The 22,017-nt window shown below is 68.1% G+C and carries 16 protein-coding genes and 1 tRNA gene; 10 read left to right on the top strand and 7 right to left on the bottom strand.

Translation table 11 applies throughout. The annotated features are described in order from the left end of the window. Nucleotides 1-96 precede the first annotated feature (96 nt). Genes ACEN8G_RS02750 through ACEN8G_RS02735 form a run of 4 tightly spaced genes read left to right on the top strand, consistent with a single transcriptional unit; the run spans nt 97 to nt 5,201 of the window. Nucleotides 97-2,679: a molybdopterin-dependent oxidoreductase gene (locus ACEN8G_RS02750; protein ID WP_413418380.1), complete on the top strand. Its 2,583-nt coding sequence runs from the start codon at nt 97-99 to the stop codon at nt 2,677-2,679. Continuing rightward, the gene (gene cobA, locus ACEN8G_RS02745) at nt 2,672-3,445 is read left to right on the top strand and encodes a uroporphyrinogen-III C-methyltransferase (protein ID WP_413418382.1); all 774 of its coding nucleotides are present in this window, start codon (nt 2,672-2,674) and stop codon (nt 3,443-3,445) included. Before ACEN8G_RS02750 ends, cobA begins: the two co-directional genes overlap by 8 nt. Further along, a complete protein-coding gene (locus ACEN8G_RS02740) occupies nt 3,442-4,671 on the top strand; it encodes a molybdopterin molybdotransferase MoeA (protein WP_413418384.1) in 1,230 nt (409 codons plus the stop codon). Before cobA ends, ACEN8G_RS02740 begins: the two co-directional genes overlap by 4 nt. Next, nucleotides 4,671-5,201: a molybdenum cofactor guanylyltransferase gene (locus ACEN8G_RS02735; RefSeq protein ID WP_413418386.1), complete on the top strand. Its 531-nt coding sequence runs from the start codon at nt 4,671-4,673 to the stop codon at nt 5,199-5,201. Before ACEN8G_RS02740 ends, ACEN8G_RS02735 begins: the two co-directional genes overlap by 1 nt. 27 nt (nt 5,202-5,228) lie before the next feature. Here ACEN8G_RS02735 and ACEN8G_RS02730 read toward each other — a convergent pair. Continuing rightward, nucleotides 5,229-5,314 (bottom strand) — tRNA-Tyr (locus ACEN8G_RS02730). A 123-nt stretch (nt 5,315-5,437) separates the two neighbouring features. Here ACEN8G_RS02730 and ACEN8G_RS02725 point away from each other — a divergent pair. Genes ACEN8G_RS02725 through ACEN8G_RS02715 form a run of 3 tightly spaced genes read left to right on the top strand, consistent with a single transcriptional unit; the run spans nt 5,438 to nt 8,597 of the window. Then, the gene (locus ACEN8G_RS02725; RefSeq protein ID WP_413418388.1) at nt 5,438-7,072 is read left to right on the top strand and encodes a M20/M25/M40 family metallo-hydrolase; all 1,635 of its coding nucleotides are present in this window, start codon (nt 5,438-5,440) and stop codon (nt 7,070-7,072) included. Further along, nucleotides 7,072-7,821, top strand: a complete 750-nt coding sequence (gene rlmB / locus ACEN8G_RS02720) for a 23S rRNA (guanosine(2251)-2'-O)-methyltransferase RlmB (RefSeq protein WP_413418390.1) — start codon at nt 7,072-7,074, stop codon at nt 7,819-7,821. Before ACEN8G_RS02725 ends, rlmB begins: the two co-directional genes overlap by 1 nt. Nucleotides 7,822-7,838: 17 nt before the next feature. Continuing rightward, complete coding sequence (locus ACEN8G_RS02715; RefSeq protein WP_413418392.1) at nt 7,839-8,597, top strand: hypothetical protein; 759 nt, start codon at nt 7,839-7,841, stop codon at nt 8,595-8,597. A gap of 155 nt (nt 8,598-8,752) precedes the next feature. On the opposite strand, the gene ACEN8G_RS02710 is transcribed toward ACEN8G_RS02715, so the two are convergent. After that, a complete protein-coding gene (locus tag ACEN8G_RS02710) occupies nt 8,753-9,070 on the bottom strand; it encodes a 2Fe-2S iron-sulfur cluster-binding protein (protein ID WP_184000760.1) in 318 nt (105 codons plus the stop codon). 63 nt (nt 9,071-9,133) lie between these two features. On the opposite strand from ACEN8G_RS02710, the gene ACEN8G_RS02705 reads away from it, so the two are divergent. Then, on the top strand, nt 9,134-9,757 hold the full coding sequence (locus ACEN8G_RS02705) for a DNA-3-methyladenine glycosylase family protein (RefSeq protein ID WP_413419414.1): 624 nt from the start codon (nt 9,134-9,136) through the stop codon (nt 9,755-9,757). Between the two features lie 116 nt (nt 9,758-9,873). Here ACEN8G_RS02705 and ACEN8G_RS02700 read toward each other — a convergent pair whose 3' ends face one another. Both ACEN8G_RS02700 and ACEN8G_RS02695 read right to left on the bottom strand, forming a co-directional pair. Next, nucleotides 9,874-10,758 carry an ROK family protein gene (locus tag ACEN8G_RS02700; protein WP_413416427.1) on the bottom strand — a complete coding sequence of 295 codons (885 nt, stop codon included), beginning with the start codon at nt 10,756-10,758 and terminating at the stop codon, nt 9,874-9,876. Between the two features lie 145 nt (nt 10,759-10,903). Next, nucleotides 10,904-14,083 carry a TonB-dependent receptor gene (locus ACEN8G_RS02695; protein ID WP_413416426.1) on the bottom strand — a complete coding sequence of 1,060 codons (3,180 nt, stop codon included), beginning with the start codon at nt 14,081-14,083 and terminating at the stop codon, nt 10,904-10,906. 359 nt (nt 14,084-14,442) lie between these two features. On the opposite strand from ACEN8G_RS02695, the gene ACEN8G_RS02690 reads away from it, so the two are divergent. Continuing rightward, a complete protein-coding gene (locus tag ACEN8G_RS02690) occupies nt 14,443-15,474 on the top strand; it encodes an aldo/keto reductase (RefSeq protein WP_413416425.1) in 1,032 nt (343 codons plus the stop codon). A gap of 93 nt (nt 15,475-15,567) precedes the next feature. Here ACEN8G_RS02690 and ACEN8G_RS02685 read toward each other — a convergent pair whose 3' ends face one another. The 3 genes from ACEN8G_RS02685 to ACEN8G_RS02675 are packed head-to-tail and all read right to left on the bottom strand — an operon-like array spanning nt 15,568 to nt 20,008. Beyond that, complete coding sequence (locus ACEN8G_RS02685) at nt 15,568-16,803, bottom strand: cytochrome P450 (RefSeq protein ID WP_413416424.1); 1,236 nt, start codon at nt 16,801-16,803, stop codon at nt 15,568-15,570. Continuing rightward, nucleotides 16,800-18,386 (bottom strand): Dyp-type peroxidase, encoded by a 1,587-nt coding sequence (locus ACEN8G_RS02680; RefSeq protein ID WP_413416423.1) that lies wholly within the window; start codon nt 18,384-18,386, stop codon nt 16,800-16,802. Before ACEN8G_RS02680 ends, ACEN8G_RS02685 begins: the two co-directional genes overlap by 4 nt. Next, on the bottom strand, nt 18,368-20,008 hold the full coding sequence (locus ACEN8G_RS02675; protein ID WP_413416422.1) for a hypothetical protein: 1,641 nt from the start codon (nt 20,006-20,008) through the stop codon (nt 18,368-18,370). Before ACEN8G_RS02675 ends, ACEN8G_RS02680 begins: the two co-directional genes overlap by 19 nt. 182 nt (nt 20,009-20,190) lie before the next feature. On the opposite strand from ACEN8G_RS02675, the gene ACEN8G_RS02670 reads away from it, so the two are divergent. After that, nucleotides 20,191-21,801, top strand: coding sequence for a family 43 glycosylhydrolase (locus ACEN8G_RS02670; RefSeq protein ID WP_413416421.1), 1,611 nt, complete (start codon nt 20,191-20,193; stop codon nt 21,799-21,801). Nucleotides 21,802-22,017: the final 216 nt, after the last annotated feature.

Here is a 22,017-nt window from a genome sequence, read left to right as displayed (position 1 = left end):
CCTTCAGGGGAGAGGGTCGGGGAGAGGGGGAAGCGCCACGCGCCATCGATATGCCCCTCTCCCCGGCCCTCTCCCCGCGAGCGGGGAGAGGGAGAAGTGACCCGCACCACCTGCGCCTATTGCGGCGTCGGCTGCGGGATCGTCGCGACGCGCACCGGCGCGCGCGCGGTGGAGATCAAGGGCGATCCGGAGCATCCCGCCAATCGCGGGCGGCTCTGCTCCAAGGGCACGCATCTCGGCGAGACGGTCGGGCTTGAAGGCCGGCTGCTCCAACCGATGATCGGCAAGCGCCGGGCGAGCTGGGACAAGGCGCTCGATCTTGTAGCGAAGCGCTTCAAGCAGGCGATCGCCGAGCATGGGCCGGACAGCGTCGCCTTCTATGTCTCGGGCCAGTTGCTGACCGAGGATTATTACGTCGCCAACAAGCTGATGAAGGGGTTCATCGGCTCGGGCAACATCGACACCAATTCGCGGCTTTGCATGTCGAGCGCGGTGGCCGGCCATGTCCGCGCATTCGGCGAGGACGTCGTGCCGGCAAGCTATGACGATCTCGACGCGGCCGACCTGATCATTTTGGTCGGCTCGAACACCGCCTGGTGCCACCCGATCGTCTACCAGCGCATCCGCGCGCGCTGCGACGCCGGCGCCAAGCTGGTGGTGATCGACCCGCGCCGTACCGAGACCTGCGAAGGTGCTGACCTGCACCTTGCGATCCGCCCGGGCAGCGACGTCGCGTTGATGAACGGGCTGCTCGCCCATTGCCGCGAGGCTGGGCTGATCGACGCGGATTATCTCGCCGCAAGCGTCAGCGTGCCCGAGAATTTCTGGGACAGCGTTGGAGAGGGAAGCGACCTGTGGTCGGTGGCGCGGACATGCGAAGTGCCGGCCGCCGACCTCAGGCGCTTCTACGAGCTGTTCGCCGCGCATCCGCGCACGATTACCCTGTTCAGCCAGGGCATAAACCAGTCGCTGCGTGGCACCGACCAGGTCAACGCGATCATCAACGTCCATCTCGCGACCGGCCGGATCGGCAAGCCGGGCGCGGCGCCCTTCTCGATCACCGGCCAGCCCAATGCGATGGGCGGTCGCGAAGTGGGCGGGCTCGCCTCCAGCCTCGCCTCGCACATGGATTTCGCCCCCGAAAACCGCGCCCGCGTCCAGCGCTTCTGGGCCTCGCCCACGATCGCGCCCAAGCCCGGCCTCAAGGCGGTCGACCTGTTCCGCGCGATGGGCGAAGGCCGGATCAAGGCGCTGTGGATCATGGCGACCAACCCGGCGGTCTCGATGCCCGATGCCGGCGCGGTGCGCGAGGCGCTGGCCCGCTGCCCCTTCGTGGTGATCTCCGACGTGATCGCCGAGACCGATTGCACGCCTTTCGCCCATGTCCGCCTGCCCGCCACCGGCTGGGGCGAGAAGGACGGCACGGTCACCAATTCGGAACGCCGCGTCAGCCGCCAGCGCGCGCTGTTCGAGGCACCGGGTGAAGCGAAGCCCGACTGGTGGATCATCAAGGAAGTCGGCCGCCGCATGGGCTGGCCCGGCGACTTCGCCTATGCCCGCCCCGCCGACATCTTCCGCGAGCATGCACGCCTCTCCGCCTATCAGAATGACGGCGCCCGGCTGTTCGACCTCGGCGACAAGGTCGCAATCGGCAATGCGGACTATGAGACGATGGTCCCCTTCCGCTGGGGCGGCGACGCCTTCGCCGATGGCCGTTTCCCGACGCCCGATGGCCGTGCGCGGCTGGTGCCGGTCAGCCAGATGCCGCTGCCCGCACCGCTCGCCAACTGGCCGCTGACGCTCAACACCGGGCGCTACCGCGACCAGTGGCACACGATGACGCGCACCGGGCTCAGCCCCAAGCTCTCCCGCCACCGCGAGGAGCCGCTGGTCGAGGTCCATCCGGAGGACGCCGCGGCTCAGGGACTGGAGGATGGCGGTCTTGCCCGCGTCTCCACCCCTCAGGGCGCGAGCCTGTTCCGCGTCCAGTGCAGCACCGGCCAGCGCCGCAGCGAGATCTTCACCCCGATCCACTGGACCGACCGGCAATCCACCGGCGGCCGCACGGGCTTGCTCCCGCGTCCGCTAGTCGATCCGCATTCGGGCCAGCCCGGCTTCAAGTCTACACCTGCGAAGATCGAGGCGGTGGCGCCCGCCTGGCGCGGCTTCCTGATCACCACCGAGGCGATGGAGCGCCCCGACTGCCTGTGGGCGACCCGCGTCACCGTGCCGGGCGGCACGCTGTTCGAGCTGGCGGGCGACGGCGATGCGCAGGCGATCGAAGCCCGGCTGCCACGCGGCGAGCGGATCGAGAGCTTCGACCGCGCGCGCGGCTCGCACCGCATCGCCGTGATGCGCGAGGGGCGGCTGGTCGCGGCGCTGTTCCGCACCGAGCGCGGCATGCTGCCCAAGCGCGAATGGCTGGTCGAGCAGCTCGGCCAGGCTGCCACCGCCGCGTTGCTCGCCGGCGCCCCGCCGGGCGCGCGCGAAGATCGCGGGCCGATCATCTGCCTGTGCTTCGATGTCGGCCTGAAGACCATCGTCGCCGCGATCGGCAGCCAGCAGCTCACCAGCGTCGAGGCGGTGGGCGCGGCGCTGTCCGCCGGGACCAATTGCGGCTCGTGCCGCCCGTCGATCCGCCGGATCCTCGAAGAGAACAGGAGTGCCGCCAATGGATGAGACCTTCCTCCCCGGCGAGGTTTGGCTGGTAGGCGCCGGCCCCGGCGATCCGGACCTGCTCACCCGCAAGGCCGAGCGGCTGCTGCGCACGGCCAGCGTGGTGTTCTACGACGCGCTGGTCGGCCCCGGCGTGCTGGCGCTGATCCCCGATCATGTACGGCTGGTGCCCGTCGGCAAACGATCGGGCCGGCATTCGAAGGACCAGGGCACGATCGACGCGCTGCTGGTCGAGGCTGCGCTCGATGGCGAGCGCGTGGTCCGGTTGAAGGGGGGCGACCCCTCGGTATTCGGCCGCTCGACCGAGGAGATCGCCGCACTGGCCGCCGTTGGGGTCCGGGCGCGCATCTGCCCCGGCATCACCGCGGCGAGCGCTGCGGCGGCTTCGGCCGGCATCTCGCTCTCGCTGCGGGGGCTTGCTCGTCGCGTCCAGTTCGTCACCGCGCATGTGCGGGCCGGTGAGCCGCTGGCGCTCGACTGGGCGGCGCTCGCCGATCCGCACAGCACCACCGCTTTCTATATGGGCCGGGGCGCTGTGGGCGAGATCAGCCGCCAGCTGATCGCCGCCGGGCTGGACGGCGCGACGCCGGTGCTGGTCGCCTGCGACATCAGCCTGCCGGGCGAGCGGCTGCTACACACGAGGCTCGACCTGCTGCCGATCGCCACCAGTGCGATCGCTGAGGACAAGCCGACACTCCTGCTGGTCGGCGAGGCGGTGGCGAGCAGTGGCGCGGGAATCGCCGCGGAACTGGCGGAGCGCTGCGCATGAAGCATGTCCGGATTGCCGAGGAGGAGCGCGTGCCTTGCGGTGCTTCACTGCGGTTCGATGCCGCCCAGGCGATCCTCGGCGCGCTTGCCCAGCCACTTGGGACGGAGCGCGTACCGCTCGCCAAGGCAGGCAGGCGCGTGCTGGCAGAGCCGGTCCGCGCGGCGATGGACATACCGTCGCGCGATCTGGCGGCGATGGACGGCTTCGCGGTGCGCGAGGCCGATCTCGCCGCCGGGCTGCGCCGGTTCGCGGTGATCGGCGCCGCCTATCCGGGTGCGCCGTTCTCGGGCGCCGTCGGGCCGGGCGAAGCAGTACGGATCATGACCGGCGCGCCGATGCCCGCCGGCACCGACCGGGTGCTGATGCGCGAGCTGATCACCGCGGCGGGGTCGGCCCTCACGCTCGACGGCTCGGTTCCCGCCAAGCCGCATGTCCGGACGCGTGGCTCGGACACGGCGGCCGGAACGGTCGTGCTGCCTGCAGGCCGGCTCCTCGACCCGCGCGCGCTGGTCGTCGCCGCGGCGGCCGATGCGGCGACCTTGACCGTGTGGCGCACGCCGCGGGTCCGCGTGATCGCGACCGGTGACGAGCTGGTGCCTGCCGGCGAGGCGCAGGCGAGCGGTGGCGTGCCCGACAGCCTGTCCGAAGCGGTACTGCTGATGGCCCGGCAATGGGGGGCAAAACCCCTTGGCGCTGTGCAGGTGCGCGACGATCCGGCGCTGCTCACCGCGGCGGCAGAGACGGCGCTGGTGGACAGCGATGTGCTGGTCCTGTGCGGCGGCGCCTCGCGTGGGGACCGCGACTTCGCCAAGGCGGCGCTGGTGCCGCTCGGCCTGGAGCTGCTCTTCGCCAATGTCGCGATCAAGCCGGGCAAGCCGGTCTGGCTCGGCCGGGTCGGCGCCAGGCTGGTGCTCGGCCTGCCGGGCAACCCCACCGCGGCGATGACGGTCGCCCGGCTGTTCCTCGTACCGCTGCTGGCGGCGCTGGGCGGGCGCGGGGTGGGGCCGGCGCTGCGCTGGGAGCGCGCCCCGCTTCTCGAGGATGTCACCGCGGGCGACCGCGAGGCATTCCTCTGTGCCGAGCGGCTGGACGAAGGGGTTCGGGTCCTCGCCCGCCAGTCGGCATCGGCACAGTGCATGCTGGCCCTGGCCGACACGCTCGTCCGCCTTCCCGCCGGCGCCGGCACGCTGTCCGCCGGCGCGGGCGTCGAGACGCTGCGCTTCTGATGCGAATCCTCGGCGCGGTCCTCGCCGGCGGCCGGTCAAGCCGCTTCGGAAGCGACAAGGCGCTGGCGGTGCTCGAGGGCAAGCCGCTGATCGCCCATGCGATCGAGGCGCTCGCCGCGCATGCCGATACGGTCGTGAGCTGCGGACGCGACTGGCCGGGCCTCGTTTCGATTCCCGACAATCCCGCCGGCGGCCATGGGCCGCTGGCCGGCCTGAACGCCGCGCTGCGTCACGCGGCAGAGAACGGTTTCGACACGGTGCTGTGCGCGCCGATCGACGTACACCCCCTGCCCGACGCGTTACGCCTTCTGGCGGGCGAATCGCCTGCCGTGCTGCGGACGCAATGGGCCGTCGGGCATTGGCCCGCCGCACTGGGCCCGGCGCTCGACCGCCATCTGGCAAGCGGCGCGCTGTCGATCCGCAGCTGGCTGCAGGCAAGCGAAGCGCGGCTGATCGACGACGCGCATCTGGGCCTGCGGAACATCAATTTCGTGAAGGACCTGCCGGTTCCGCTCGCCCCGGGCGAGTGACCTTCCTGATTCGCGCTGGCGGGAAGGTGGTGGACAGGGCTGGATTCGAACCAGCGTACGCTTGCACGGGCAGATTTACAGTCTGCTGCCTTTAACCACTCGGCCACCTGTCCATGGCGCCGTTCGGCGAGAGGGGGGCCATTGCCGAAGCAGAAGCCCCCTGTCAACGCCTTGCGCACAGTCTTTGCGCGGCATAGCGTCCGCCGCTTCCTGATAATATACTCCCCGGGGGCCCAATGCGCCGACTTTCCTTCGCCATCGCCACGCTGCTCGCAGCCACTGCCATGGCACCGCTCGCCATCGCCAAGGGCCCGGACGGCCCCGCCGCGCCGAGCGCACCCGTCGACAAGATCGTCGACGAGGGCACCAACCGCAGCGAAGTGATGCGCGTCGCCCAGTACCTCACCGACGTGATCGGCGCGCGACTCACCAATTCGCCGGGCATGCGCCAGGCCGAGGACTGGACCCAGGCCAAGTTCCGCGAATGGGGCCTGGCCAACGTCCACAAGGAAGGCTTCGAGTTCGGTCGCGGCTGGTCGGCAAAGAACGCCAGCGTAAAGATGATCGCGCCGCGCCCGCTCACCCTGATCGCGGCGCCGCTCGCCTGGACGCCGGGAACCAATGGCCCGATCACCGGCCAGGTCGTGCTCGCGCCCATGGCCGACGAGGCCGCGCTCGACCAGTACAAGGGCAAGCTCAAGGGCAAGATCGTGCTGCTCACCGAGCCGGCCGACATCACCGACGCGACCACCCCCGATTTCCGCCGCTATGAGGACGCCGACCTCGACAAGGCCGACACCTTCCAGCTGCAGAATGGCGGCGCCAGCGCGAATCGCCGCCCGAGCAGCGCCAGCCGCATGGCCTTCGCCGCCAAGCGCGACGCCTTTCTGAAGGCCGAGGGCGCGATTGCCTACGCGACGATGTCGTCGCGCAACGGCAAGCTGGTGCACGGCCAGAACAGCCAGTTCCAGGTCGGCGCCACCCCGCCCCTGCCCGGCTTCGAGATCGCCGCCGAGGATTATCGCCGCCTCGCCCGCCTCGCCAAGATGGGCACGGCGCCGAGCCTCGAGCTCAGCAGCGAGGTCAGCTACGACGACAGCGACACCAAGGCCTACAACATCCTGGCCGACATCCCCGGCACCGACGCCAAGGCCGGCTATGTGATGGCCGGCGCACACATGGACAGCTGGGCGATGGGCGACGGCGCGGCGGACAATGCCGCCGGCGTCTCGATGGTCATGGAGGCCGCGCGCATCATCAAGGCCTCGGGCATCAAGACGAAGCGCGCGATCCGCTTCGCGCTGTGGTCGGGCGAAGAGCAGGGCCTGCTCGGCTCGATGGCCTATGTCGAGAACCATGTCGCCAGCCGCCCGGTCGATCCGGCGCTGACCGGCACCAGCCGCTACATGAACTGGAGCAAGGCCTTCCCGATCAAGCCAGGCGCCGATCATCCGAAGCTCGCCGCCTATTTCAACCTCGACAATGGCTCGGGCAAAATCCGCGGCATCTACACCCAGGGCAACACCGCGGTGGTACCGATCTTCCGCGAGTGGATGGCGCCGTTCAACTCGATGGGCGCGACCAAGGTGGCGACCGGCCGCACCGGCAGCACCGACCATGTCTTCTTCGACGCGGTCGGCATCCCGGCGTTCCAGTTCATCCAGGATCCGCTCGACTATGGCTCGAACGTCCACCACACCGATGTCGACACCTTCGACCACCTGAAGGCCGACGACATGCGCCAGGGCGCGATCATCCTCGCAGCCTTCCTGGTCAACGCAGCCAATGCCCCCGAGCCGCTGCCGCGCCTGCCGCTGGCGACCGAGCCCAAGGCATCGGACGAATTCTACGCCGCACCGGGAGCGCATTGATGGCAAAGCGTGGACATCGGCCGAGCCAGGCATCGTCGAACCGCCCGCGTTTCTATGGGCGGCACGCGGTGCTGGCGGCGCTGGACAATCCCGAGCGGGTGGTGCGCAAGATCTGGGGCACGCACGACGCGCTCGCCAATCTCGACATCCCGGCGACCATCCCGATCACCTTCGCCAATGCCGCCGATCTCGGCCGGCTGGTGCCCAGCGACGCGCCGCACCAGGGGCTGGTCGCCGAAGTCGACCCGCTCGAGGAGATGTGGCTGGGCGACCTGCTGGCACAGGGGGCGGGCGACAATCGCCCGCTTATCGTGCTCGACCAGGTGACCGATCCGCACAATGTCGGCGCGATCCTGCGCTCGGCGGCGGCGTTCGACGCACTCGGCATCGTCACCCAGGACCGGCACGCGCCGAGCGAGACGGGCACGCTCGCCCGCGCCGCAGCGGGGACGCTGGAGCAGGTGCCGTGGTGCCGCGTGGTGAACCTGGCCCGCGCGCTCGAGGAGATCGCCGAGGCGGGCTTCTGGCGGATCGGCCTGACCGGCCATGCCAAGGGCACGCTGGCCGAAGTGATGGGCGAGCAGCGCAAGGTCGCGCTGGTGCTCGGCGCCGAGGGCGAGGGCATGCGGCAGAACACCGAGGCGCATTGCGACGAACTTGCGAAGCTGCCGATCTCGGATAAGGTCGAGAGCCTGAACGTTTCCAATGCCGCGGCGATCGCCCTCTATGCGGTGACCACCCGCGGCTGAACGCCAAGGGGGATAACATGCTGCATCGTCTGAGGGCCGCCCTGTTCGCGCTGGCCGCACCGCTGGTGCTGGCCAGCTGCCTGTTCGTGCCGGGCAAGTTCGAATCGGCGCTGACCATCCATGCCGACCGGACCTTCACCTTCTCCTACAAGGGCGAGGTGATGGCGGTCGACCTGCAGGGCTTCATGGGCAAGGCGATGCAGGAGGGCATGGCGGACGCGGCCAAGGAGAAGTCCGGCAAGAAGGGCAAGACGCCCGAGAAGGAGCCGGACTTCACCCTGACACCCGAGGAAAAGGCCAAGCAGGACGAGAATTTCCGCAAGCTCGCGGTCGAGATCGCCAAGGAAGCCGGCTATCGCAGCGTCGAGTATCGCGGCAATGGCTTGTTCTGGGTCGACTACCAGATCTCCGGCACGCTCGATCACGGCTTCGTCTATCCGTACAATCTCGACAACCAGATGGTCATGCCGTGGATCGCGGTTGAGCTGCGCGGCAAGGACCTGATCCGCATCAAGGCGCCGGGCTATGTCCGCGAGGGCGGCAAGGGCAATGGCATGGGCGACATGAGCGCGCTGGGCGCGGGCCTGGGCGACATGGGCCAGGCCTTTTCCCGACTGGAAGGCACGTTCGTGCTGACCACCGATGCCGAGCTGGTGAGCCAGAACAACGAGGCCGGTGCGGTGACCGTCGGCAAGGACAAGGTCGTCACCTGGAAGACCGACACCAACACCGACGATGCGCCGATGGCCTCGATCCGGGTGCGGGCGGTGCAGTGATTTTCTCCCTCTCCCCTCCGGGGAGAGGGAGGGAGCCGCCGAAGGCGGCGGAAGGGAGAGGGGCAGAACGATAGGCGAGCACTTCGCCTCCCGTTCAGCCCCTCTCCCGGCTTCGGCTACGACTCGCTACCCTCTCCCCGGAGGGAGAGGGAGAATTAGTCCTCTTCCGCGATCCTTACCCGCAGGCCGTCGAGATCCGGGCCGAACGGGATCTGGCACGACAGGCGCGAATATTCGTCGCGGTCACCGGCGCTATCGAGCAGGTCGTCCTCATCCATGCTCATCTTGGGCAGTTTGGCCGCAAATTCCGGATCGACATGGACGTGGCAGGTCGCGCACGAGCAGCAGCCGCCACACAGCGCGAGCAGCTCGTCGAAGCCGCTCTCGCGGATCACTTCCATCACGCTAAGGCCCGCTTCGCCCATGACCTCGCGCTCTTCACCACTCCTGGTCACGACGATAAGCTTGGGCATGACGTTCTCCTTCTATAGCCCCGTCCATGCCGCCGAACGCGGCGCTTCGCAAGGCGGTGCCCCATGGGCCTGAGCGCGGAGCAGCTCCGGGCGTCGCTCGACGCACTCGCCGCGCGCGAGCCGCTGATCGCCGCGGCGATCGGGCGCGTCGGCTATCCCCCGCCCCGCATCCGCGACCGCGGTTATGAGACCTTGCTGCGCACCATCGTCGGGCAGCAGGTGAGCGTCGCCGCGGCGCAGTCGATCTGGAACAAGATGGCCGCGCAGCTGGGCGCGCTGACCGATCCGGGCAATGTCGCGCGGGCCACTCCAGACGAGCTGCGCGCCGCCGGGCTGTCGCGCCAGAAGGCCACCTATGCCCATAGCCTGGCCGAGGAAGTGACCAGCGGCAGGCTCGACCTGACCGCCCTGCCCCAGGACGACGAGGCAGCGATCGCCCAGCTGGTGCGGATCAAGGGCATCGGCCGCTGGTCCGCCGAGGTCTATCTGCTGTTCGCCGAGGGGCGCCCCGATATCTGGCCGGCGGGCGACCTGGCGGTGCAGATCGAGGTCGGCCGGATCATGGGCCATGCCGAACGGCCCAGCGAGAAGCTGACCCGCGAGATCGCCGAGGCCTGGCGCCCCCATCGCGGCGCGGCGGCGGTGTTCGCGTGGCACCATTATAATTCGGAGATGGACGTGATTTGAATTGGAGAAGCCCCTCCCCTTCAGGGGAGGGGTTTGGGGGTGGGGCATGTGTCTCACCGAGAGCAGGAGCCCGTTGACGGCCCCCACCCCAACCCCTCCCCTGAAGGGGAGGGGCTTTAGTTGGTACCCAGCCCCACCGCTATCGCGCCCAGCGGCCCGGCCATCGTCCCCAGCCCAGGCGCGCCGACCCGCGTGTCGATGGCCTCTGCCCATTCGGCAAGCGCGCCATAGCCGCCCAGGCTCTCGACCAGCCGGGTGCGGATGCGCGGGAAGAGCGTGTCGCGGGCCGCCACCACGCCGCCGCCGATGGCGATGCGCTGGGGCGCGGCGGTGACGACGAGATTGTGGAGCATGCCCACAAGATCGTGGACGAACAGGTCCCATTCGGGCCCGTCGTCGGGCAGCTGATCGCCCGGCACGCCGAAGCGCTCGGCGAGGGCGGGGCCGGAGATCAGCCCTTCCAGGCAATCGCCATGGAAGCGGCACCAGCCGGCATAGCTGTCGCCCGGCGCGCGCGGCAGACGCATATGCCCCGCCTCGCCATGCGCCCAGCCCATCAGCGGCTTGCCGCCGGTGACCAGCCCGACGCCGACGCCGGTGCCGATGGTGATATAGGCATGCGACGACATGCCCTGCGCGGCGCCCCAGCGGCCTTCGGCCAGCGCGGCGCCGTTGACGTCGGTCTGGAAGCCGATCGGCTTGCCGTAGCGCGCCTCGAGCCGGCGGACGAGATCGGTGCCGGTCCAGCCCGGCTTGGTCGTCGCGGTGATTGAACCATAGTCGCTGCGCGCAGGATCGAGGCCGACGGGACCGAAGCTCGCCACGCCGATGGCGTCGAACCCCCAGCGATCGAGCACCGCCTCGATTCCCGCCAGCGTGGCGTCGGGATCCGTGGTCGGCACCGTCACCCGATCGCGCACATCATCGGGCCCGGTGGCGAGGAGTGCCACGCATTTCGTGCCGCCGAGTTCGAGCCCGGCGATCAGTTTTTCCTGCGTCATCCGGTTTCGCTAGCGTGGTTGAGGCCGGCACGAAAGCGCCGGAGAAAAAAGAGGCCGCCCGAAGGCGGCCAGATCACCATGGAGGACGGGTGGGGCAGCAGCGGCCGGTTGAAAGGCCCGGCCGCCACTCCCCTTTGCGACCCGATCAGAAGCGGCCCCGCAGCCCGATCATGACCTGGCGGCCCGGATCGTAGAGCGTGAAGGCAGCGTTATCGAACTGGAAGTAGCTGCGCTGCTTTTCCTTGGTGAGGTTGATCACGTCGAGGGTGAGTTCCGGCGCCCATTTCAGGTCGAAGACCTCGGCGAAGTCAACGCTCGCCGACATGTCGAACTGCTGATAATCGTTCGAATAGAGCCGGGCGAGCGCGATGCCGTTCTGATTGACGTCCGACGAGACCGAACCACGCTGGAAGGTGGTCGACAGGCGGACATTGATGCCGCCCTTCTCGTAATAGCCGGTGATGTTGTACGTCACCGGCGACACGCCCACCGCGACCGCCGGGGCGGCGCCCGAACCGGTCTGGTCGATCAGCGTCAGGTTCGCGTTGAAGCCGAAGCCGTTGAGGCCGATCTTGCCGAGCAGGAAGTCGAGCGGCTGCACCCAGTTCACTTCGAGGCCGTTGACCTTGAGCGTGCCGGTGGCGTTGACCTGCTGGTTGAGCACCACGGTGGCGCCGGTCGCGCCGCCACGCGAGTTGATCGCGATCTGCTGGGTGGGGGTCAGCGTGTCGAAGGTCACGCCGTACGCCGCCAGCGCCGAGAAGGGCACCGTCACCGAGCCGTTGGTGGTGAAGCCGGTCACTGCCTTGCGGAAGGCGGTGAAGCCGACATAGCCTTCCTTGCCGGTGTAATATTCGAAGCCCAGGTCGATGTTGGTCGACAGATAGGGATCGAGCGACGGATTGCCGACCGTGCCGACATCGGCCGAGGGGCTCGAGAAGTTGAGGCCCGGCAGCATCGTGTTCGGATTGGGCCGGGTCATCGTCCGCGAGACCGCGGCGCGGACCACTGCCGCGTCGCCGATATGGAAGGCGCCGCTCACCGACGGCAGCCAGTTCTCGTAGCGCGACTCGGTGTAAACGAAGTTGGTGATGTTCGGGTAGCAGCTGCCGTCGCGCGGATTGCCGGTGCCCGGGCAGGCATTGGGCAGCGGGCCCGCGCCGTCCGGATCCTGCGAATTGCGCGGGTCGCTGATCGAGACGCGGCCGCCGATCGTCTGGTCGGTACGCACATAGCGGACGCCGGCATTGTAGTTCAGGTGGTTGTTGTCGCCGATCTGCAGGTCGCCATTCACCTCGGCATAGGCGCCGATCACCTTCTCGCGGACATAGCCGCCGCTGGCGCCAGTGTTCGACGAGCCGGCCTCGGGCGCGGCGTTGTGGAAGGCGTCATAGTTGGAGGCTGCCTTGAACGCGTTCCAGTCGACCGTGACGAAACCGGCCGAGGTCGGGCGCAGCAGGCTGGCGAGCTGCGCGTTCGAGATCAGCGAGCCGCCATAGGTGACGGGGCCGGTCGCGCCGCTCGAATAGCCGGTGCCATAGGCCGGATAGGTCGGATAGCCCGCCGGCGCCGCGCCGGGCTGGACCAGGCCGTTGCACGGCGGCTGGGTGTTGGGCGAAGGCAGGAACACGCTCGGTGCGTTGCCGCACACCGCATTCTGCCAGGCCTGGCTGTTGTCGTATGCGTTGATCCGCCGCGACGTGTCGTCCCAGGCAGCGCCGACCTTGATGTTGAAGCTGCTGTCGCCCCAGGTCAGGTTGCCGCGGATGCCCTTGGTCTCGGTCTCGCGCTTCTCGTCCTGGATGTTCACGCGGCCGCCCGGCCAGGCGAAATTGGCGGGGTTGTTCAGGTCGATATTGGTGGTGATCGACGGGACGTCGCCGCCGGTATTGTCATAGTTCACCGTCACGCCCGAATTGGGCGCGGTGAGCACCACCACGCTCGGCGATTCACGGTGGAAGCTCGACCAGGTGTAGTTGGCCGCGACATCGAGCTTCAGCTTGTCGGCGATCTGCCAGTCGAAGCCGGGATTGACGCCCCAGAACTTGGTCTTCTCGATGAACGGGCGATATTCGAGGAACCACTGGGCGTTGGCATAGGTGCCCTTGGTCACCACGCAGCCGGCGGTGCAGTCGGAGCGGTCATATTGGGTGTTGAGCGGGATCGCCGCGCCGTTGCGGCCGACCCAGTTCATGTCGACGCGCTCGAGCTGGTTGTCCTTCCAGCCGAACATGCCGTCGACATAGGCGTGGAAGCTCTCACCCTTGTACTCGAGGCTGGCGATCGCGTTGATGCGGTCCTTGGTGCCTTCCTCGAACATCGGGCGGCCGAGGCGCGGGATGATGCCGTTGTCGATCTGCGTGATCGAGGCGCCGGGGTTCTGTGCCAGGAGGAAGTCCTGGTTGATGATCGTGCCCGTGGTCAGCCCGTTGCCGGCATTGACCGGCACGCTGCCCGGAATGGTCCAGTTGCCGCCGCCGGTGCTGTTGCAGCTCGCATTGTTGGCGCGGCACTGCGACGCGGCGATCTGCGCTGCGGTGGGCACGTTCTGGACGCCGCCCGTAGTGCCAGCGATGCTGTTCGGCGTGCTCAGATTGGGATTGGTCCAGCCGATGGTCTCGAAACCGGTGCTGCGCACCTTGTTGTGGACGCCGGCGACGCCGAGCAGGATGCCGAAATCACCCATCGTGGTGCTGCCGAGCAGCGAGCCGCGATAGCCCCAGTCCTTCGAATTGGTGTTCTTGGTCAGCTGCGCGCCATAGGTGACGCGGGTGCCCGCGCGATCGAACGGCCGGGCACTGCGCATGTTGACCGTGCCGGCCGCGCCGCCCTCGACCTGGTCGGCGATGCCGCTCTTGTTCACCACCAGCGAGGTGAACAGCTCGGTCGGGAACATGTCGAGATCGACTTCGCGGTTGGTGTTCTGCGAGTCGGTGCGGCCGGTCGAGGCGACCGCCACCGGCGCGCCGTTGAGCAGCACGCGGGTGAAGTTGGTGCCGAGGCCGCGGATGGTGACATTGAGGCCCTCGCCCGTCACTTCGCGCGCGATGGTCACGCCCGGAATACGGTTGAAGCTCTCCGCGATGTTGGTGTCGGGGAACTTGCCGATGTCCTCGGCGAAGATCGAGTCGGTGAAGCCGACCGAGTTCTTCTTCGCGTTGGTCGAGCTGGCGAGCGAGGCGCGATAGCCGGTGACGACGATCGACTGCTCTTCCTCGGGCACATTCTGCGCCTGTGGGGCAGGCGTGTCCGAAGCGGTGGTCGAAGTCTGGGCAAGCGCGGGCCAGGCCGAGCCGGCGAGCAGCGCAGCTCCCATGATTGCCATGCGGCGCGCAGCCGAACGAGATGCAACTCGGGCGTGCATAGATCCCCTCCTGTAAGGGCCTCTTCCGGGCCATAGCTCGCATCGCACAGCGCGATGTTAGCGGTCACATTTGGCTATGCCCGACGGGCGCGGCTGTCAACTCATACATTTGCACCCAATAAGTTTTGCGTGATTGCAATGCCTTAACCATGCACCGCGAGAACATTGCGGGTGCGCAACTTATTGTATGAGTTTGCTGACACCGTTGCCGGAGCTCGACTCAGGCGATCGCGGCGCAAATTTCGCGCTTCGCTACCATTGCGGCGGCGCACCCCCGACCACATTTGCCGGGCCTCTTCCCTCCCTTCCCAGAGGTATCCATGCGTTACAACCAGCTCGGCCGCACCGGCCTGATCGTCTCCGAACTTTGCCTCGGCACCATGACCTTTGGCGGCGAAGGCGAGCTTTGGGGGAAGATCGGCCAGCTCCAGCAGGAAGAGGCCGATGCACTGGTGAAGGCCGCGCTCGATGCCGGGATCAATTTCTTCGACACGGCGAACATGTATTCGGAGGGCCGGTCAGAGCAGATCCTTGGCCAGTCGCTCAAGAATCTGGGCGTGCCGCGCGACGAGGTGGTGGTCGCGACCAAGGTGCTCGGCCGGATGCATGCCGGACCGAACGGCGCCGGCGCATCGCGCGGGCACATCCTGGCGCAGGTGGAGAAGAGCCTGGAGCGGCTCGGCACCGACTTCATCGACCTGTACCAGATTCACGGCTTCGACAGCGCGACGCCGTTCGAGGAGACGCTCTACGCGCTCGACAGCCTCGTCCGGAAGGGCGTGGTGCGCTATGTCGGCCTGTCCAACTGGGCAGCGTGGCAGGTGATGAAGGCGGTCGGCATCGCCGCCGCGAAGGACTATGCCCCGATCGCCTCGCTCCAGGCCTATTACACCCTCGCCGGGCGTGACCTGGAGCGCGAGGTGGTCCCGATGCTCGACAGCGAAGGCGTGGGCCTGATGGTGTGGAGCCCGCTCGCCGGCGGCTTCCTGTCGGGCAAGTACACCCGCGAGGGCGAAGGCGAGGGTCGCCGCGCCGCGTTCGACTTCCCGCCGGTGAACAAGGACCGCGGCTATGCGGTGATCGACGTGCTGCGCGAACTGGCCGAGGCCAAGGGGCGCTCGGTAGCGCAGCTCGCGCTGAGCTGGCTGCTGCATCAGAAGAGCGTCTCCACGGTGATCCTGGGCGCCAAGCGGCCCGAGCAGCTGGCGGACAATCTGGGTGCGGTGGACGTGGCGTTCACCCCCGAGGAGCTCGCCCGGCTCGACGAAGTCAGCAAGCTGCCGGCGGAATATCCCGGCTGGATGATCGAGCGCCAGAACGGCTATCGCGGCGGGCCGAGCGCGCGGCGGTAAGAAGGATCGTCATCCCGGCGAAAGCCGGGATCTTGTGCCGCGGGCCGTTCGCTTGCCGCCTGAGACCCCGGCTTTCGCCGGGGTGACGCCCCGTCAGTCGAACACCACCGTCAGCGACTCCGCGAAGGGGCCGTTCTTGACCAACCGCCCGGCACCGCCGGGCGCGCGGCGGAGATTTGCGCGCTTTAACAGTGACTTGAGCATCAGATGCAGCGTCGCGCGGTTGATGTGCCGGCCGAAGCACTGGTGCAAACTATATCCGAAATGGATGTAATCGCTGGCCGGGCGGTGCGGATCGAAGCGGGCGGGATCGGTCACCCGGCGCGGGTCCATCATCGCCGAGGCGAAGGCGGCCAGCACCGTGTCGCCGGCCTTGACCTCGGCCTGGTGCGCGGTGCCGCGGGCGATCACGCCATCGACCAGCACGTTGCGCGGCAGGCCCGGGGCGAGCGGATCGAAGCGCATCGCCTCGACCACATAGCCCCAGAGCAGATCGTCATCCCCTGCCCGCGCCGCCGCCTGTGCCGCGGCCAGTTCCTTAGGCCGGCGGAGCAGCTGCTCCATCGCCTGGGGCACGACCATCGGCGGCTGGGGCGGCCCGCCGACGATGAAGCCCATCAGATTGGTGCGGATCTCGACATCCGAGAAGCCGGGCACGCCCTTCTTCTGCAGGGCGAGGCAGCGCGTCAGCACATCGTCGCGGCCGGGCGAGGCCTTCCGCGCGGCGATCTCCGCATCGATATGCGCGCGCAGCGCCGGCGCGATCTGGTCGACATCGGCGCGCAGCGCGGGATCGCCCTTGGGATCGGCGAACTGGAACTCGAACAGCCGCGTGCCCCAGACGCGCAGGTCGCCGCCCTTCGGCTCGGGCACGCCGAAATAGTCGGCGAGCACCGAGAAGGTCACGCGGCGCACCAGCGTATCGACCACCTCGACCCGGCCCGGCGCCGCCGCGACGATCGCCTCGGCCATCGCCTCGACCTTCCGGCCCAGTTCGGGCAGGTCCTTCGGCAGCACGACCATGCGCATCGCATCGGTGTCGCGGTGGTAGAGCGGCGTGTCGCCCATGCCGAGGAAGAAGGGCTCGCCGCCCATGATCACGTCGAGCTTGGCCTTGTAGGGCGTGCCGAACACCGGATCGGTGCCGAACACTTCCTTCACGTCATCGTAGCGCGAAGTGAGCGTCATGCCGCCGAACTTCACCACCGGCTTCCAGCGCCGGAAAAAGGCGAAGGCATAGGGCATGAGCGCGAACACCCGCCCCTCGATCCAGCGCGCAATCCCCTTCTTGCCGGGGCGCAGCACGTCGCGGGAGGTGAGCGCGTTCATAGCGACCCCAGATAATCGAGCGCCGGCATGCTCGGCAGGAAGAAATATTCGCCGCCCGCCATCTGCACGAAGGTCTCCACGTCGATGATCCGGCGCAGCGGATTCTCGGGGATCGTCATCGTGCCCTTGGGGCCGATCAGCGGATCGGTCTCGTCATAGAGGAAGGCGAAGTTCGGGTTGAGGATCCAGGTCTGCTGGACGAACTCGAACTGGCGGGTGATGTCGGTGTTGAGGCAGATGAACAGCAGCCCGCGATCGACGTCGTCGGGCGTCGGCGGCACGCTGATCGTCTTGCCGTACTTCCGGCCGCGGCGGAGGATGCGGTGGTTGTTCGCCGCATCGAGCAGGGTCTGCTTGTCCGCCGGCGTCGGCGCCAGACCATCCCGGGGATTCGCGCGGCGGACGTGACTGCCCATCGGGCAGCCATGGCCGTGGCGATCGCGGTCCCAGAAGCCGAAATCATTGTTCTCGACCGGGATCGTGCCACCGAGCGGGCAGAGCAGATTGCCATGCGTGTCGCGCCCGACCACGCGCTCGGCGAGCCAGGTGGTGGTGACATGGGCCGAGCCCTCGGGGTCACGCTCGCGGATATAGGCCGCGCCGGCCCGCATCGACTGCCAGAAGGCATAGACGTCCTGCTTGAGCTCACGGACGACCATATAGCTGCCGTTGAGGCCGAGGTCCTTGAAGCCGACGCCCCGGGGATGCTCGGGCAGGCCGCTGGTATCGCCGATGCCGTCGGCGACCACCGGGCCCTGCGCGATCTCGTTATGGCCGTTCATATGGCCCATCAGGATCTCGCCGAGCGGCACGCCGTTCCAGTAATCCTTCGGCACCTCGGTGCCGTCCTTGTAGACGACGGTGCCCTCTTCAAACGGGATCGGCTGCGAGATGCCGTCGGCAAAGCCGAAATGCTCGCGGGCGATGCCCTGCTTGTCGAGGCGCAGATCGAGCGGCAGGTGGTGCGAGACGGTGACCTCGAAGGGCGCGAGCGCCGCGCTGACCTCGGCGCACCAGGCCTCGGCCGCCTCGTCATGCTCGCAATAGAGCAGGACGAGCGCATGGACCGTCACCGGCGTCTTGATCCGCTGCTCGCGGATTTCCTCACGATCGTCGAAGGCGCGCGCCTCGTCGTCCACCGCGGCATCGTCGAGCGGGGTGTTGCCGCTCCACTTCGGCCCGCCCGGGATCACCGTGCCCTGCCAGTCCTCGCCGCGCCGGTCACCCAGGCGGCGGAGGCGATCCTCCTGGAACATGCCTTCCTTGAAGGGCCGGTCGAACGAGGCGAGCGCATTCTGGTTGAGCCCCATCTTCTGGAGCCCGGACCAGGTGAAGCCCATCGCCACGGCGCGCGGATCGCGGCCATCGGCGTCGGTGACCTGCGCCACCTTGCGCAGCGCCTCCACCCAGGCGCCGCCGCCCTTCTTCTTCACGCCCTTCCAGGTGAATTCGAGGAACAGCGCGCGGCCCGTGGGCAGGTTGGCGAAGCCGCTTACCACCAGGCCCTGGGCCTTGGTGTTGGTCGGCGCGGAGAGATGCCAGTTCGGCGTGCCGCCGCCCTCGCTCACAGGTCGTTGATCCACGCCGCAGCCTCCTTTTCGCTGAGCTGTTTTTTCCTGAGGCCGCAGGCGATGCGGTAATTCCGCTCGACCTGTTCCGCGGTGAGATCCTTGTAGGCCGAGTACCAGAAGCGGCTGACCGCCATCGAATGGCGCGCCCATTCCTTGAACTGGCGGCCATGGCTGGCGCCGTCCTTCACCAGGAAGCGCGTCGGCGGGAAGCCCACCCCGCTGCTCCAGGCGAGGGTGAGGCCGGCATGCGCCTTCTCGATGAAGTCATCGAGATAGCTTTCCCAGGTCTGGTCGAAGTTCGAGAAGAACATCAGCCGGCTGTCGTTGTTGACCCGGGCCCAATGGGCGAAATGGATCGTGCGCATCGAGCCGAGATAGCCGTTGCGCGCCGCCTTCTGGGCGCGGAGCAGCAGGTGCAGGCCGTGATGGCCGACGCGGATCAGGATCGCGCGCAGCACGCCCGGCTTGATCAGGACGACCGAGCCCATGTGGTTCTGCGGGATCCAGTCCTCGCGCCGCGCCATCTCGCGCAGCATCTTGGGATCGACCGGCGGGGCGTCCTGCGAGGCGTCGCGCCGCTCGAGCCAGCGCAGCCAGACGAGGATGCCGGCGACCGTCACCGCGATGCTGGCACCGCTCCAGGCGGCCCAGATCGCCATGTCCTTCCATGCCGGCCAGAAGGCCTTGTGCCCGATCCACGACCAGACCGGTGCGCTGAGCGTGGCGGCGATCGCGACATAGGCGGCGACTGCGATCGCCACGGGGACGAGCAGGTGGCGGAGGAAGAAGGTCAGGAAGCTGAACCGCGTGGGCGTGGCGGTACCGGGAAGCGGCTTGCCCATCCGGTAGAGGATGCCGGTGAACAGCGCGAACAGGCCGATACAGAGCCCGACATACCATTGCCAGCTGAGCTGGCTCTTGAGCACCAGTCCGGGGATCGACAGCGCGAACACCACCAGCAGCACGAACCAGGCGAGGCGGAGATAGTCGCCGACGCTCTGGGTGAAGGGGATGCGCGCCGGCGCCTTCTGATCGAGCCAGCCGAATTGCGGGAGCAGGGCGGCGCGGAGCTTGGCGTGGATCTCGACCGGCGTGAGCTTGCGATAGGGGCTGGGCCCGCCATCGTTGCTCTGCGCCAGCTCGGTGCGGGTGCCGAGGAACAGCTTGCCCTCGTCGAGGATACGGTCGCGGGTCATGCCGCGATTGCCGTGGTGATAGACGGTCGGGGTGAGCGTCCGCGCCTCGAGATAGGGCGCGATCGGGGCACGGCTGTCGGGCGCGGTGACTGCGTCGTAGAGCGGGCCGGTATGGTCGAGCGGGCGCTTGCAGCAGCGCAGGAAGGCGCGCAGGTCCGGGCCGATGGCGGCTTCGAGCTGGGCCCAGAAGGGGCCCGGCGCGCCGTCGAAATTCGCCTCGATCACGAAGAGCGGATCATAGTCGAACCCCGGAAAGGCGGTGAGCGACATGAAGTGCACCGCCGGCACCGTGGTCAGGAAGTCGGCGAAGGGGCCGGTGCCCCCCGACGGGTTCTGGCTGCGCCGGTCGCGCAGGGCGTCCAGCAGGCCCGACAAATGGTCGAAGCTCTCGGGCTTCACCTCGAGTGCAACCGACAGCGTAGTTTGCCGCATCCCCATTACGCCCCCTCAAACGTCGGAGCGTTTTAGGCACGGGATTTCCTACATTAATAGCAAATATTCGACATCGCGCCGAAGTGGACGCAACCGTCCGCCGAAGTGCCCGAAGTTGGCGACGGCGAAGGTCCCTTCCCTTGAAATGACACCGGTGCCATAAAGGTCCAAACAGGAGAGGATCCGGAATGGACATCAGTCGGCGTGGAACGTTCGGTGCGCTAATGTTTGCGGGCGGCGCAGGCCTCCTCCGGCCGGGTGCGGCCGGCGCCACACCAAGCGCGGCCCCAGCGGACGCTCCGGTCCCCGACTGGAAGCGCGGCTTCGACAACCAGCGGATCTGCGACCTGGGCGACGGGCGTTTCCTCAACCCGCTGCTCGCCGGCGACCACCCCGATCCAGCCATCCTGAAGGACGGCGCGGACTATTACATGACCTTCTCCAGCTTCGATTCCTATCCGGGGCTAACCATCTGGCACAGCCGCGACCTGGTGAACTGGCAGCCGCGGGGGGCCGCGCTGACCAAGAACATCGGCGCGGTCTGGGCAGTGAGCCTGGAGAAGCACAACGGCCGCTATTTCCTCTACATCCCGGTCAAGGCCAGCCCCAACTCGATCTTCGTGATCTGGGCGGACCATATCGACGGGCCGTGGAGCGAGCCCGTGGACCTGGGGCTGCACGCCCATATCGACCCCTGCCACGCGGTGGGCGAGGACGGCTCGCGCTGGCTGTTCCTCTCCGGCGGAGACCGGGTGCGACTTTCCGAGGACGGACTGTCCACTGCGGGCCCGGTCGAGCATGTCTATGATCCCTGGCACTATCCCGAGGACTGGGACGTGGAAGGCTTTTCCCCCGAGGGGCCGAAGATCCACCGCCATGGCGGCTGGTTCTACATGATCACCGCGGTGGGCGGCACGGCGGGCCCGCCGACCGGGCACATGGTGATCGCGGCGCGTTCGCGCTCGATCCACGGGCCCTGGGAGCAATGCCCTGCCAACCCGCTCGTCCGCACCGTCCGCAACGACGAGGCCTGGTGGTCGCGCGGCCATGCCAGCCTGGTCGAGGCCCCCGACGGGAGCTGGTGGTCGGTCTATCACGGCTTCGAGAACGGCTATTGGACGCTGGGCCGCCAGGCGCTGCTCGATCCGATCGAATGGACGGCGGACGGCTGGTTCCGGATGACCGGCGGCGACCTGTCCAGGCCGATCCGCAAGCCGAAGGGCGGCGCGCGGGTGCCGCATGGCCAGAAGCTGTCGGACGACTTCTCGGGGCCGCTCGCGCTCGGGCGGAAGTGGAACTTCTTCAAGCCGGGTCCGAGCGAAGCGGACAGAGTGTCCGTGGAAGCTGGCACGCTGGTGTTGAAGGCCTCGGGCAAGGCGCCGGTCGATTCCTCGCCGCTGCTGCTGATCGCGGGCGACACCGGATATGAGTTCGAATGCGACATCGAGATCGCGCCGGGCGGCACCGCGGGGCTGGTGCTCTTCTATGACGAGAAGCTCTATTGCGGGCTCGGCTTCGACGAGAAGAAGTTCGTCACCCATCAATATGGCATGGAGCGCGGGCGGCCAGCCAATCCCTATGGCCGGCGGCTGCGGATGCGGGTGTCGAACCGGGAACACATCGTCGCCTTCCATTTGTCGGGCGATGGCGGGAAGACGTGGAAGCGGTTCGACCGGGGGATGGAAGTGTCGGGCTACCACCATAATGTCCGCGGCGGCTTCCTGATGCTGCGGCCGGGGCTGTACTCGGCGGGTGCGGGCGAGGCGAAGTTCAGGGACTTCCGGTTCCGGGCGCTTTAGGACTGGCCTTATCCTCCCCCGCCAGGGGGAGGTGTCAGCCGCCAGGCTGACGGAGGGGGAGGTGAGCGAACCGATAGTGGGTTGCTTACCTCCCCCTCCGTCGCGCTGCGCGCGCCACCTCCCCCTCGCGGGGGAGGATAGGGAAGCTTGGCGATCCTGGCGGTTCCGCGCTAGGCGGGCCGCTATGATCGATGCCGGCATCTTGCGCACCTCTTC

Origin of the sequence: Sphingomonas sp. Sphisp66, from assembly GCF_047324325.1 — a bacterium.
Lineage (GTDB): Bacteria > Pseudomonadota > Alphaproteobacteria > Sphingomonadales > Sphingomonadaceae > Sphingomonas.
The sequence above is the reverse complement of the archived record's forward strand: the minus strand, read 5'-3'. Positions and strand labels throughout refer to the sequence as shown.